General features: G+C 75.3%; 12 protein-coding genes and 1 pseudogene. 7 read left to right on the top strand and 6 right to left on the bottom strand.

Annotated features, from left to right (window positions below):
* Positions 1-247 precede the first annotated feature (247 nt).
* Positions 248-1,204, bottom strand: coding sequence for a helix-turn-helix domain-containing protein (locus ACZ6KF_RS16140; RefSeq protein ID WP_469238802.1), 957 nt, complete (start codon positions 1,202-1,204; stop codon positions 248-250).
* Positions 1,205-1,298: 94 nt separating this feature from the next.
* Here ACZ6KF_RS16140 and ACZ6KF_RS16135 point away from each other — a divergent pair.
* From ACZ6KF_RS16135 to ACZ6KF_RS16125, 3 genes and pseudogenes are all read left to right on the top strand, one after another.
* Positions 1,299-2,803 (top strand): annotated as a pseudogene (locus ACZ6KF_RS16135) (alpha/beta hydrolase).
* A gap of 344 nt (positions 2,804-3,147) precedes the next feature.
* Positions 3,148-3,477: an antibiotic biosynthesis monooxygenase family protein gene (locus ACZ6KF_RS16130; protein WP_356633840.1), complete on the top strand. Its 330-nt coding sequence runs from the start codon at positions 3,148-3,150 to the stop codon at positions 3,475-3,477.
* Between the two features lie 63 nt (positions 3,478-3,540).
* Entirely contained in the window at positions 3,541-3,762 is a 222-nt protein-coding gene (locus tag ACZ6KF_RS16125; RefSeq protein WP_469159284.1) for a hypothetical protein, read from the top strand.
* Between the two features lie 3 nt (positions 3,763-3,765).
* Here ACZ6KF_RS16125 and ACZ6KF_RS16120 read toward each other — a convergent pair whose 3' ends face one another.
* Positions 3,766-4,389 carry a hypothetical protein gene (locus ACZ6KF_RS16120; RefSeq protein ID WP_469238800.1) on the bottom strand — a complete coding sequence of 208 codons (624 nt, stop codon included), beginning with the start codon at positions 4,387-4,389 and terminating at the stop codon, positions 3,766-3,768.
* Between the two features lie 190 nt (positions 4,390-4,579).
* Between ACZ6KF_RS16120 and ACZ6KF_RS16115 the strand changes: the two genes are divergently transcribed.
* The 3 genes from ACZ6KF_RS16115 to ACZ6KF_RS16105 all read left to right on the top strand — a co-directional run bounded on the left by ACZ6KF_RS16115 (position 4,580) and on the right by ACZ6KF_RS16105 (position 6,752).
* Positions 4,580-4,900: a hypothetical protein gene (locus tag ACZ6KF_RS16115; RefSeq protein WP_356633844.1), complete on the top strand. Its 321-nt coding sequence runs from the start codon at positions 4,580-4,582 to the stop codon at positions 4,898-4,900.
* Positions 4,901-5,026: 126 nt separating this feature from the next.
* Positions 5,027-5,425, top strand: a complete 399-nt coding sequence (locus ACZ6KF_RS16110; protein WP_356633846.1) for an SRPBCC family protein — start codon at positions 5,027-5,029, stop codon at positions 5,423-5,425.
* Between the two features lie 67 nt (positions 5,426-5,492).
* Positions 5,493-6,752 (top strand): cytochrome P450, encoded by a 1,260-nt coding sequence (locus tag ACZ6KF_RS16105; protein ID WP_469238798.1) that lies wholly within the window; start codon positions 5,493-5,495, stop codon positions 6,750-6,752.
* 32 nt (positions 6,753-6,784) lie between these two features.
* On the opposite strand, the gene ACZ6KF_RS16100 is transcribed toward ACZ6KF_RS16105, so the two are convergent.
* Positions 6,785-7,864 (bottom strand): ABC transporter substrate-binding protein, encoded by a 1,080-nt coding sequence (locus ACZ6KF_RS16100; RefSeq protein ID WP_469238796.1) that lies wholly within the window; start codon positions 7,862-7,864, stop codon positions 6,785-6,787.
* A gap of 40 nt (positions 7,865-7,904) precedes the next feature.
* Positions 7,905-8,918 (bottom strand): polyphosphate kinase 2, encoded by a 1,014-nt coding sequence (ppk2, locus tag ACZ6KF_RS16095; protein WP_356633852.1) that lies wholly within the window; start codon positions 8,916-8,918, stop codon positions 7,905-7,907.
* A 183-nt stretch (positions 8,919-9,101) separates the two neighbouring features.
* Between ppk2 and ACZ6KF_RS16090 the strand changes: the two genes are divergently transcribed.
* On the top strand, positions 9,102-9,524 hold the full coding sequence (locus ACZ6KF_RS16090; protein ID WP_356633854.1) for a DUF350 domain-containing protein: 423 nt from the start codon (positions 9,102-9,104) through the stop codon (positions 9,522-9,524).
* Positions 9,525-9,569: 45 nt separating this feature from the next.
* Here the strand turns inward: ACZ6KF_RS16090 and ACZ6KF_RS16085 are convergent, their stop codons facing one another.
* Both ACZ6KF_RS16085 and ACZ6KF_RS16080 read right to left on the bottom strand, forming a co-directional pair.
* Positions 9,570-11,003: a WGR domain-containing protein gene (locus ACZ6KF_RS16085; protein ID WP_469238794.1), complete on the bottom strand. Its 1,434-nt coding sequence runs from the start codon at positions 11,001-11,003 to the stop codon at positions 9,570-9,572.
* A 165-nt stretch (positions 11,004-11,168) separates the two neighbouring features.
* A complete protein-coding gene (locus tag ACZ6KF_RS16080; RefSeq protein WP_469238792.1) occupies positions 11,169-12,653 on the bottom strand; it encodes an FG-GAP-like repeat-containing protein in 1,485 nt (494 codons plus the stop codon).
* Positions 12,654-12,709 lie beyond the last annotated feature (56 nt).

Raw genomic sequence — 12,709 nt, 5'->3', positions numbered from 1 at the left:
TTGCGTCCGCGCGTCGGGCACGTCGTGGCCGCCTGCCGTCACACCGGCGGGACGGTGACCTCGCTCGGGCGGCGGGCGACTGACACGCGGCGGCGTACCGGGACCGGCCGTCGGTGTCCTCGGCCGCCCGCAGGACCGGGTCGGCGTTCGCGCAGGACCTCGCGGCCGGCGGCGCTCGGGCAGGGGCGGGCGGTCGGGGCCGCGCAGGCCCCCTCCTCGTCGTCGACGGGTGCGCCTCGTGCGGGGTTCACGCCGGGTCCCGCGCCGTCTGCGCGTCGAGCGCGGCGAGCAGCCAGTCGTGCGCCGAGCCGGGGGTCGGCTCGGGGCGGCGGCCCGGTGGGGTGGTCACCTCGGACACCAGCTCCCAGTAGCCGTCCAGCCGCGGATCGCCGGCGAGTCGGACGGCGAGCCCGCGGCGGAAGTCCGGGCCGTCGCGCACGCCGTACGCGCGGGCGTACGCGGCGACGAACCCGTCCAGCGCGTCACCGGCGTACGGCGCGCGGTCCCGGCGCATCTGCACGGCCGCCAGTTCGTACGCCTCGGCGAGCCCCTCGTACAGTACGGCCGCCCCGCGCGCGCCCACGGCGCGGTGGGCCTCGGGCTGGGGCTGCCGGGCGCCCTGGCAGGGGGCCGACGTGACGGCGGTCAGCCGGGCGAAGGCGAGGACCTGGGCGGGACGGGGGTCGTCGGGCGGGTGCGGGACGGCGACGTCGAGGAAGGCGGCGGTGGACCGGGCAGGCATACGGGCCGGAAGCCAGGCGCGCCAGAAGCGGGCGAGGGGGGCGGTGCTCGGCGGGGTGGTCAGGGCGCCGAGCAGCCGCAGGCGTTCGGCGCGCTGCGCGGGCGGGCTCTCCTGGACCAGGCGCAGGGCCGCCTCGCGCCAGCGCAGCGCCGTGAGCCGGGATCCGAGGGAGCGCAACTGACCGGCGACGGCGTCCTCCAGCGCACTGCCCGCCGCCTGCGCCGCGTCCTCCTCGTCGAGGATGCGGCGCACCTCGGGCAGGGGCAGGTCGAGGGCGCGCAGGGAGCGGATCAGACGCAGCCGGTCCAGCGCGTCGGGGCCGTAACGGCGGTGCCCGCCGGTGGTGCGGGAGGCTTCGGGCAGCAGGCCGCGGTCGGAGTAGAAGCGAACGGTCTTGACGGTGACGCCGGCGCGCTCGGCGAGTTCCCCGATGCCGCACAGCCCGTCGGGCGACGTGAACACTTGAACCTCCCTCTGGGGGAGTTTCTACCGTACCGGCGAGCGCGGCCGGGTGATCGTCCCGGTTCGCCGACGACGGTGTGCGAAGGAGCGCGTCATGACGGTGTTCGTCCTGGTGGGGGGCGTTTTCACGGGTTCGTGGGTGTGGGCGGAGACCGCTCGGGGACTGACCGCGGCGGGTGCGGGGGCGCTTCCGGTGGCGCTCTCGGGCCTCGACGGATCCGGCGGCGGGACGGGGCCCGGCGGGGAGCCGGTGGATCTGGAGACGCACATCGCGGACGTGGTCGCGGCGATCGACGCGGCGGACGGACGGGAGGTCGTCCTCGTCGGCCACGACTACGGCATCCATCCGGTGCTCGGCGCGGCCGACCAGCGGGCGGAGCGCGTCGCCCGGATCGTGTACCTGGACGCGGGGATGCCCCAGAACGGCGTCCCGGCGCTGGCCGCGGTGCCGGACCAGTCGCTGCGGGAACGGCTGGCCGAAGACGGGGGCGGCGCGGATGTGCCGCCGCCCGGACGGGACGAGTGGCAGCGGTGGGGCAGTACCGCGGGTCTGTCCGACGCGGCGCTGGACCCCTCGCCGCACCGCAGCCGCTCGGCACCCTGCTCCAGCCGCTCCGGCTGACGGGCGCGGTGGCGGCGGTGCCCACGACGGGGGTGCTGTGCACCGGGAGCGGCACGAGCATCGACATGCTCCAGACCCTGGTGGGCTTCGGCGACCCCGCCCTGCAGGCGCTCACCGATCCCCGGGTGTCCTTCTTCGAACTGGGCACCGGGCACTGGCCGATGCTCTCCCGCCCCGCCGAACTGGCGGACGCCCTGCTGAGGGCGGCGGCGGGCGAGGGGCGCCGGCTGAAGCCGACCGGCGCCGCCGAACCGCCGCCGCACCTGCGGCCGTTCCTGCTGGACGTGCCCGAACTCCCCCGCGAGCGCACCGGAAACGTGGACCTGCATCTGCCGCCCGGCACCGGGGGCCCGCGGCCGGCGGTCGTGTTCGTGCACGGCGGCCCGGTCCCGGCCGAGGCCCGTCCGACACCGCGGGACTGGCCGACACTGACGGGATACGCCCGGTGCGCGGCCCTCGGCGGCGTGGTGGGCGTGACCCTCGACCACCGGCTGCACGCCGTGACGGACTACGAGCGCGCCGCGGCCGACGTGCGGGCGGCCGTGGACCTGGTGCGCGCCGACGCGCGGGTGGACGCGGACCGGATCGCGCTGTGGTTCTTCTCCGGCGGCGGCCCCCTCAGCGCGGACTGGCTGGCCGCACCCCCGGAGTGGCTGCGCTGTGTGGCGGCCGTCTACCCGGTCCTCGCTCCACTGCCGAGCTGGGGTCTGACCGGCAGCAGGTTCGCTCCGGCCCGCGCGGTGGCCGACGCCGGCGAACTGCCTCTCGTCCTGGTCCGGGTGGGCCGCGAGATGCCCGAGATCGCCGCCACCGTCGAGGAGTTCCTGACGGCGGCCGAGGAGTGCGGCGCGAACGTGGAGGTGGTCGACGTACCGAACGGACAGCACGGCTTCGAGACCCTCGACCACACCGAGGAGTCCCGCGAGGCGGTGCGGCGCACGCTGGAGTCGGTGCTGGCACATCTGGCGGCGGGCTGAGACCGGCCCGCGAAGGGGTCACGCAGGCACCGGTGGCGTCCGCGCCGCGCGCCCCGCGCACGGCGGTCGGCAGCCGGCGGTCGGTGGTCGGCGGTGCGCGCGGCCGGGCGGGCACCGCCTTCCCCGACGGCGCGCCCGTCCGGCGGTTCGGGCTGCCCGGCGCTTCCGGCCGCCCGCGCCCGTCGGCCGGGGACCCCGCCGGGTCGGAGCCTCGCCGTCGGGCGAGTACCGGCGGCGAATCGTCAAGGCGCCGGTACGGACGCGTGGTCGAGACCTCGGCGAAGCGGGCGCGGACGATCGGGGGCGGATCGGCGCGCGGTCGCCCCGTGCGGCAGGATGAGGGCATGAGCGTAGTCAAGATCAACGTGCTGACCGTGCCCGCCGAGCAGCGGGAGACGCTGGAGAAGCGCTTCGCCTCCCGGGCCCACGCCGTGGAGAGTTCCGACGGCTTCGAGTGGTTCGAGCTGCTCCGTCCCGTCGAGGGCACCGACACCTACCTCGTGTACACCCGCTGGCGCGACGAGGCGTCCTTCCAGGCGTGGATGGAGGGCCCCATGAAGGCGGCGCACCAGCAGGGCGGCCCGGGGGACGGCGAGCGCCCGAAGCCGGCGGCGAGCCAGTCCACGCTGTGGTCCTTCGAGGTCGTGCAGCAGGCGGGGCCGAAGGGCGAGTGAGGCGTGCCCGCCCCGGGTACCGCGGACATGTGGCGGACGGAGGCGGCGTACGGGGGCTTGGGCGTGAGTGAGCACGAGGGCTGCGACTGGGCGGAGATGACGCCGGGGGACTTCGACCGTGACGCCCCGCTGCGGCTGAACGTGGGCACCGGGCCGATGGCCGTTCCGGCCGAGCCGGACGAGTACGGCACGGTCCCGCTGTTCGGTGAGCAGGCCCCGGCCCGTCCCGCCGGCCGCCGCACCCGGCGCCGGGCCGAAGCAGGACGGCAGGGCGAGCTCTTCTGACGGTCAGTCCGCTTCGCCGGCGGCGTCGAGGTCGATCAGTTCGTCGAGCGGTGCTCCGTCCGCCCAGCGCCGCAGCAGTGTGCCGTCCAGCAGGCGGATGTTCGCCCTGCCGCTCGCCCAGCGCCGGTCCCGGGGACCGAAGTCGCCGCGGTGGACGATCAGCCGGACGGGCGCCCGTGCCCCGGTGCGCGGCACGGGGCGGGGCTCCTCGTCGGGCAGCGGCTCGGCGACGGGACGGAACGCCACCTCCAGTCGGTGTCCTCGGGGGTGGCGGGCCCGGACGCGCGGCCGGACGTGGTCGCCGGGCGGTAATCGCACGGTCCAGCCGTCGCGGCGGAGCATGCGGGCGACGGCGAGCGCGAGGCCCTTCGTGTCGAGGTCGGCGATCTCCCGCTCCGTGTAACGACCCCGGCGTCGGCGGGCGGCCGGGCGGCGCCGTTGGAGCAGCAACGGCACGGCGAGGGCGCACAACAGCGCCGGGACCGCGAGAGCGGCGGGGCCGAGGGTGCGGTGGGCCACCGTGACGGCGGCGACCGTACCGCAGACGGCGAGGGCGAGGCCGGTGAGTGCGGGCAGGACCTCGCGGAAGCGGGGGCCGTACCGTCCCTGGGCGCGCAGCAGGCGCACCGTTCGCCTGCGCCGGGCCCGCCCGGACTCCCGCCGCCGGGCCCCATGACGCCGACCGTCCGTCACCGCGACCGGCTCCCCCCTGTGCGCCTGTTCGGCGTGCACATGCAAGGCATACCCGGGGCGGGCGGTGCGGCATGCCGGAGCCGTGCGGGCGCATCAGCGGCGCACAGGGGGAAACCCGGGCCGCATGAGCACGTACGGACACGACCGCCGGCCCGCGCCGGCCTCCCCCGACGACCGGCGGGTCGTCGAGCGGCTGGCGCCGGCCTGGCTGGCGGAGACGGAACACGACGACGACGCGGCCGGACGCCGGGCGCGGGAGGCCTGGGAGCGGGGCACGCTGCCACCGGACGTGGGCCAGGACCTCGCGACCTGGGTCACCGCCCGGGTCACGGACACCGGCTTCAACGAGGACGAGGGACCCGATGTGCGGGGGCCCGTCCGGATCACGCCGGCCGACAAGGACGCCGTGCACCGGTGGCTGGCGAGCCAGGGGCACGACGTCTGAGCCACGGCGCACCCGGGCACACCGGCCGGCGCGGCCCCGGGTGTGTCGGGGTGCGCCCGGCGGGGAACTCGGCGGTCCCGGCGAGCCCGCGTCGGGAGCGGGCCTGCCCGATCCCGGGAGTCGTCAGTGACCGAGTACGAGATGTCGAAGACGGTGGCCGCGCCGCCCGAGTCGGTCTTCGCGCAGGCGGGAGACCTGGACAGCAGCGAGGAGTGGATGTCGCCCTCGTTCCGCTTCCGCACCGAGGATCCGCCGGCCACGGTCGTGGAGGAGCCGCCGGAGCACCGCGGCGAGCAGGCGCTCGTGCGGGTCGACGAGGAGCAGATGCGGATCGAGTGGGGGACCCGCGAGTCCGGCAAGTACAGCGGCTGGCTGCAGGTGGAGGGCACGGACGAGGGACCGAGCCAGGTCATCGTGCATCTGTCGTTCTTCTCGCCCGAGGAGGCTCCGCCGCGCGAGTACGTGGAGGGCGCGCTGCACGACAGCCTGGACCGGCTGGGCCGGCTCGTCGAGGAACCGCACTGACCGGCCGTTCCCCGCTCCTCACCCGCCTGCCGCGTGATCGGCCCGTCGACGGGGGCACTCGTGCCCCATGAGCACCTTCCGCCACCCCCTGATCGACCGCACCCTGTCCGTCGCCGCCGAGGGTTACGCCTGGCTGCCGAACCGTGTGCGCGAAAGTTCCTCGGACGTGGTGCGGTCGCGCCTGCTGGGGCGGCCCGCGGTGGCGCTGCGCGGGCCGGACGCCGTGCGGTTCTTCTACGACGAACGGCACGTCTGCCGGCACGGGGCCGTTCCGGAGCCGGTGCTGGGCACGCTCTTCGGGCACGGGGCGGTGCACACGCTCGACGGTCCGGCGCACCGCGCGCGCAAGTCGCTGTTCCTGCCGCTGCTGCACGTCGACAGCGTGGCGGGGCTGGTGGAGGAGGTCGGCCGGGCGTGGGACGAGGCCGTGGCGACCTGGTCCGGGCGGTCCCGAGTGGTGCTGTTCGAGGAGGCCGGCACGGTGCTGACCCGCGGAGTCTGCGACTGGGCCGGGGTTCCGCTGCGCCGTGACGAGGCCGCGCCGCTCGCCCGCGACCTGCTGGCCATGGTCGACGGTTTCGCCGGCCTCGGGCCCCGCCATGTGCGCGCCCGGCGCGCCCGCGGACGCCAGGAGGAGCGGATGGCCCGGCTGGTGCGGGAGGTGCGCGCCGGGAACGTGCCGGCGTCCGACGACAGCGTTCTGGGGCGGGTGGCGCGGCACACGGACGCCTCGGGCGAGCCGCTGGACGCGAGGACGGCCGCGGTGGAACTGCTGAACGTCGTCCGTCCCACGGCCGCCGTCGCCTGGTTCGTCGCCTTCTCCGCGCACGCCCTGCACCGGTGGCCCGGCAACCGGGAGCCGCTGGCGTCCGGCGACATCGCCCACGCCGCCGCGTTCGCGCACGAGGTGCGGCGGTTCTACCCGTTCGCGCCGTTCCTCGGCGGCCGGGCCGTCACGGACCTGACCTGGCGCGGGGAGCACATTCCGGCCGGCTGCACGGTCCTGCTGGACGTGTACGGGCAGCACCACGACGAGCGGCTGTGGGGTGACCCGTACGCGTTCCGGCCGCGGCGGTTCCTGGACCGGCCGGTGGAACGGGACATGCTGATCCCCCAGGGCGGCGGAACCCCGGACGCGGGCCACCGGTGCCCGGGCGAGCACCTGACCATCGGCCTGCTGGAGGCGCTGGCCGTGCGGCTGGCCCGGCTGGAGTACGAGGTTCCCGAGCAGGATCTGACGATCCCGTTGCGCCGTATCCCGACCCGGCCGCGCAGCGGGTTCGTCGTCTCGGGGGTGCGTGCGCCGGCCGCCGCCGGGGCGCGGTGAGGCGCGCGGCGCCGGGCGCGGGTTCCCTCGGCTCAGCCGGTGTGGAGGATCCGGAAGCGGCCCGGGTCGGCCGGATCGTGGTCGGCGACCTGGACGGGCGGCCGGGCCCACTGCCAAACGCCGGTGCCCGGCGTGCGGGAGAACCGGACGGTGCCGCGGGTGCCCTCGACGGCGACGTGCGGCCAGGCCTCGGCGATGCCGGCCCGGTCCGTGCCGTGGGAGCGCAGGACGTCGGCGAGGACGGCGATCGTGTCGTGGCCCTCGAAGGCGACGAAGGAGGGCGGCTCGCCCAGCCGTTCGCGCAGGGCCGCCCCGACGCGGGAGCCGAGGGCGCCGAGCCGCTCGGGCAGGTAGCGCAGGAACGGGACCCCGGCGCCGTCGGCGCCGAGGAGGTCCGCCCATGCCCCGAACTCGGGCTGCCCGGCCGGAGCGCCGATCAGGAGCCCGGCCAGGCGCCGGTCGCCGCGGACGGACCTGACGACGGACACGGCCGGCTCCGGGTGACCGGCCAGGAGCAGCAGGGCCGTGACGCCCAGGCGGACGAGGTCGTCGCACACGCCCTCGGGGGTGAGCGCGTCCACGTCGAGTTCGGCGACCGTGCCGCCGCGGAGCGCGAGGCGCTCCCGCAGGATGCGGGTCCCCGACGCCCAGTAGAGGCTCGGCTGGGCCGCCACGGCGATACGGCTGTGGCCCGCGGCGAGGAGGAAGTCCGCGTAGACCCGCCAGCCGCGGGACTGGGGCGGGGCGAGACGCGCGACCCACTGGGTCGGCTGTTCGGTGAGGGCGTCGAGCACCGCCGACGAGCACAGGAACGGTACGCCGAGGGCGTCGGCGCGGGCGGCCGCGGCGCGCGCGCCGACGCTGTGGTACTCCCCCGCGAGGGCGGCCACCCCGAGGCCGGCCAGTTCGTCCACGGCCGCAGCGGCCCGCAGCGGATCGGCGGCGGTGTCCCGGACGATCAGTTCGAGGGGCGCGCCGCCGATCCCGCCGGCGTCGTTGACCTCGTCGGCCGCCAGTTCCAGCCCGGCGAGCAGATGGCGGCCCGCCTCGGTCCAGCCGGGCCGGGACAGGGGAACGAGGACGCCGATCTGCGGACGCGGCTGCGTGATCATCCGGACAGTGCATGCCGTGACCGTCGTCGCGCGCAACCGGTTATTCGTTCTGCTCGTCCTCCCGGTCCGGGTGCAGGCCCGGACCGTGACCGGGGCCCGCGAGCGGGGTGGGCGACAGGTCGGCGTACTCCTCGCCCGGCTCCAGCAGGGTGTCGGCGGGGCCCACGATCAGCGGGTCGGGCTTGCCGACGGCCTCGTGGTCCTTCGCCGTGTATTCCCAGCGGTTCAGCAGGCTGCGCATCGCCTCCAGCCGGCCGCGGCGCTTGTCGTTGCTCTTGACCACCGTCCACGGGGCGTGGGGGGTGTCGGTGGCGCGGAACATGTCCACCTTGGCGGCCGTGTAGTCGTCCCAGCGGTCCAGCGAGGCGAGGTCCGTGGGAGAGAGCTTCCAGCGGCGCACCGGGTCGACCTGGCGGATGGCGAAGCGGGTGCGCTGCTCCGAGCGGGAGACGGAGAACCAGAACTTCACCAGCAGGACGCCGTCGTCGGTCAGCAGCCGTTCGAACAGGGGCGTCTGTTCCAGGAAGGAGCGGCACTGGTCCTCGGTGCAGAAGCCCATGACGCGTTCGACGCCGGCCCGGTTGTACCAGGAGCGGTCGAAGAAGACGATCTCCCCGCGGGCCGGCAGATGCGGGACGTAGCGCTGGAAGTACCACTGCCCCGCCTCCCGCTCGGTCGGCTTCTCCAGGGCGACGACGCGCGCGCCGCGCGGGTTGAGGCGCTCGGTGAAGCGCTGGATGGTGCCGCCCTTGCCGGCCGCGTCCCGGCCCTCGCAGATGACGACGAGCCGCTGCCCGGTGTCCTTCACCCAGCGCTGCAGCTTCAGCAGTTCGATCTGGAGGATGCGCTTGGTGCGCTCGTACTCGGAGCGCCGCACCTTGTGGTCGTAGGGGTAGTTCTCCCGCCAGGTGTCGACGGGGCTGCCGTCGGCGTCGAGCAGCAGCGGACGCTCGGGTCTGCGCTCGTCGACGGTCAGGCCCTCCAGCAGATCGCGTTCGCCGCCGTCGGCGGCCCCGGCGTCGAGCGTCTCCGGCTGGTCCTGCTGCTCGGACATCACTGCACCTCGGTGGTCGGGATGGTCGGCACCTGCCGAGTCCGCGTACCCGTTCCCGGCGGGGCCACGCGAGAGGCCCGGGGTTGCCGGACCTGCCCGTCCCAGGCCGAACTGGTGCGCTAGATTTTGCCTCTCCTCGAACGCGATCATTCAGATCCCTCACGCTACGGAGCCGGCACACACATGAGCGACATCGTCAACGGACTCGGTCGGGCCACCGCCTACGGCGGGCTTGGGCTGGTCCTGCTCGTCCTCGGCATCGTCCTGGTCGACGTGCTGACGCCGGGAAAGCTCGGCCGGCAGATCTGGGAGCACCGCAACCGCAACGCCGCCCTGCTGCTCAGCTCGGCGCTGCTCGGCATCGGCGGCATCGTGTTCACCTCCATCTGGACCACCTACGACGACTTCGGCAAGGGCCTGGTGTCGACCGCGGCGTTCGGCGTGCTGGGGCTGGTGATGATGGCCGTGGCGTTCTGGATCGTGGACCTGATCACGCCGGGCCGCCTGGGCGCGACGCTGGTCGACCCGGAGCCGCACCCCGCGGTGTGGGTGACGGCGTCCTGCAATCTCGCCGTGTCGGCCATCGTCTCCGCGTCCATCGCCTGACCGCCGGTTCCCCGGCGGCCGGTTCCCCTCGGCGGGCCGCCTCGGTCACACCAGCCTCCTGATGTCGCCGCGGACCCGGTAGAAGCCGCCCGACGCGGCGTGCACCGCGTCGACGACGTACCGTGCGCCCGGTTCCCGCATCGCGCGCGGGAACTGCACGTTCCAGGACCGGTCGTATCCCTCCGACACCACGTGGATCCGGGTCCGGCCGGCCTCCTGCACGCACTGCACCACCACCGATCCCGCGGGCGCCGCGGTGACGGTCGCGACGGACTCGGCCGCGGTGGCCGCCGCGTACGTGGGCGTCGCGGCGGCGAGTTTGACGTCGCGGGGGACCGGCACCGAGCCGCGCCGGGCGGCCGTGATCGCGGCCTCGCTCGCGTCCACGCACACCAGGGAGCCGTCCGTGGTGACCAGGTAGAGCCGCTCGTCGCGGTACTGCATCGACAGGGCGGAGCCGCCGCCGGTGGCGAGCTTCCACAGCAGGGCGCCGTCGCGGTCGAAGCAGTACACGGAGGAGGCGGAGTCCCCGGCGAAGACGAACCGGCCGCCGGGCGAGGTGGCGCACGAGTACACCGGGCTGTCGCAGTGGTACGTCGCCTCGATCGCGCCGGTCGCCTTCGACAGCCGCTGCACGACCCGGTGGGCCGTCCCCGCGTACACCGCGTCGGCCTCCTGCCAGCCGAAGAGCACGCTGCCCCGGGTGCGCGTGTGCCACAGTTCGGCGCCGCCGTCGGGGGTGTGGGCCGTCACTCCGCGGGTGTGGCCGTGGTAGACGCCCCGGTCGTCGGCGCGGACCATCCAGGCGTGCTCGCCGCGCCCGCCGCGCGCCCACTGGTGCTCGTCCTCGTGGTCGATGACGGTGAGCCGGCCGGCGCGGTCGGCGACGTTGAGCACGCCCTCGTGGATGTCGAGCCAGAAGATGTCGACCTCGGCGGCGATGTCGTAGGCCGCGAAGGGCAGCTTGGACGACAGGTCGTAGACCCGGCCGTCGTCGCAGCCGGCGTAGATCCAGAAGTCGTCGGCGACCAGGCACTTGACGCCGTCCGGCAGCTGGTAGCGGGCGAGGACCTCGCCGCCGTGGGCCAGGGTGTAGACGTCGCCGGCCTGGTTGCCGACCCAGCAGCGCTCGTCGTCGATGTGGATGCCGAAGGCCGAGGAGCCGGTGCCAAAGCGCCACAGCACCGGGGCGACCGCGCGGGCCGTGGACGGCGCGGAGGCGACCTGACGACGGGTCACCGCGCGGGGCGCGCGCCCGCCCTGCACGGCGGGCGCGTATCCCTTGCGCACCTTCTCGGCTATCTTCCGCGCGGCGGCGGCCTCGGCCTTCTCCAGGGTGGGGAACGTCGACGTCTGGGACTGCCCGGCGGCGCCGATGCGTCCGTACCGCACCGACACCTGCCGTCCCTGGACCGTCACTTCATAGAACTTGTGGGCGCCGCCACCGTCCTGCGACAGCTCCAGATACGTCGTCGACATGACAGACCTCTCCCCCGGGCCGTGATCCCGCGGCCGGTGCCGCGGATTCCAGTGAGAGAACCCTAGAAGCGGCCACTGACAGTCGGCCCCGGGGCCGGTCTCCGGGGAAGGAGACCGGCCCCGGGGGAAGGTGGCCCTCGCCTTCGCCGACCCGGAGCGTCCGCGTCAGTCGTCGAAACCGCTGCCCAGCTGGGCCTGCGCGGCGACGGTGCCCAGCGAGCGGGCGCCGAACGAGATCGAGCCCGCGCCCTGGATCTGCGTGACGCCTGCCTGCAGCACCCAGACGCAGCCGGCGTACTCGTTCTCGCCGGGGGCGCCGGCGAACAGGTCGGCCCGGCCGTCGCCGTCGGTGTCGGCGAGCCGGACCGCGTGGCCGAACCGGTCGCCGCGCTCTGCGGTGCCGGGCACCGACGCGGTGTTCTGGGTGAACGACTTCGCGCCCGTGCCGGTGAGGCCCGAGGCGGTGCCCAGCAGCACCGTCACCGAGCCCGCGTCGGCGCGCGTGCCGACGTCCTCGCCGCCGGCGCCGACGGCGAGGTCGAGGTGGCCGTCGCGGTTGACGTCGCCCAGGGAGACGCTCTCGCCGAAGCCGTCCATGGACTCGGCGCTGCCCGGCACCCCGGGGCTGTCCTGGTGCAGGAACGGCCGCGGGCCCGCGGTGTCCGGTCCCCCGGCGCCGCCCGGCACGACCTCGATCGCGCCGCCGAGGGCGTTGACCTCCTCGGTGCCGTCCATGTCCGCCTCGCTCGCGCGCCCGAGGACGATGTCGGCGTACCCGTCGCGGTCGAGGTCGCCCACGGCCACCGAGCGCCCGCCGTCCAGGGCCTCGCCCGTGCCGGCGTCGGTCAGCGTCCGGGCCGGCGTGAGCCCCTCCTCGCCGCCCGCCAGGTACTGCACGAGCCGGGGACCGTGGTACGGCAGCTCGCCGGAGCCGTGCGAGACGACGGCCACCACGTCGTCGATGCCGTCGCCGTCGATGTCGCCGGAGGCGAGCGCGGGAGGGTTCCACAGCTCCTCCGCCGAGCCGCCGACCTCCACGTCCATGGCCTCGGTGCGGGCCGCGCCGGAGGTCCGGTCGAAGGGACCGTGGGCGACCGTCGTGCCGGTGGCCAGGTCCGGCCGTCCGTCGCCGTCGAAGTCGCCCGCGGTCAGGGCCTCACCGAGCCGCTGACCGGACCGGGCGCCCTTGACGACGGTGGCGCCGGAGAGGCCGTGGGGCCCGCCCCACAGCACCGTGAGGCTGCCGTTGCCCCACAGCGTTCCGGAGGCCTCGTTCGACGAGCCGACGACGAGGTCGTCGTAGCCGTCGCCGTCGAGGTCGCCGGACGTCAGGGCGGAGCCGAACAGGTCGCCCGCCTCCGCGCTGCCGGGGATGCCGGGGGTGTTCTGGTGGTAGACCTTGCCGTGCACCGCCGTCTGCGGGTCGACGCCGCGGATGCCGTAGTTCACTGAGACGTACCCGGCCTCCCGCTTCCCGCTCACCGTCGCCCGGGGCGCGGCCACGGCCACGTCGGCGACGCCGTCGCCGTTGAAGTCGTCCCCCGCGGCGACGGGGGCGGCCGGCGCGGCCTGTGCGGCGGGCACGGCCACGGCGGTGGCGGCCATGGCCACCGCGACGGCGACCGACAAACGAAGTGCGCGCTGGGGCACCCGGTTCCTCCTGCTCAGAGTCTGCGTTCGGGTGCGGGCCGACGTACGGCCCGCAC

The organism is Streptomyces sp. NPDC046379, assembly GCF_055587785.1.
Note: the sequence above shows the minus strand (reverse complement) of the source record. Positions and strands in the feature narration are given on the sequence as shown.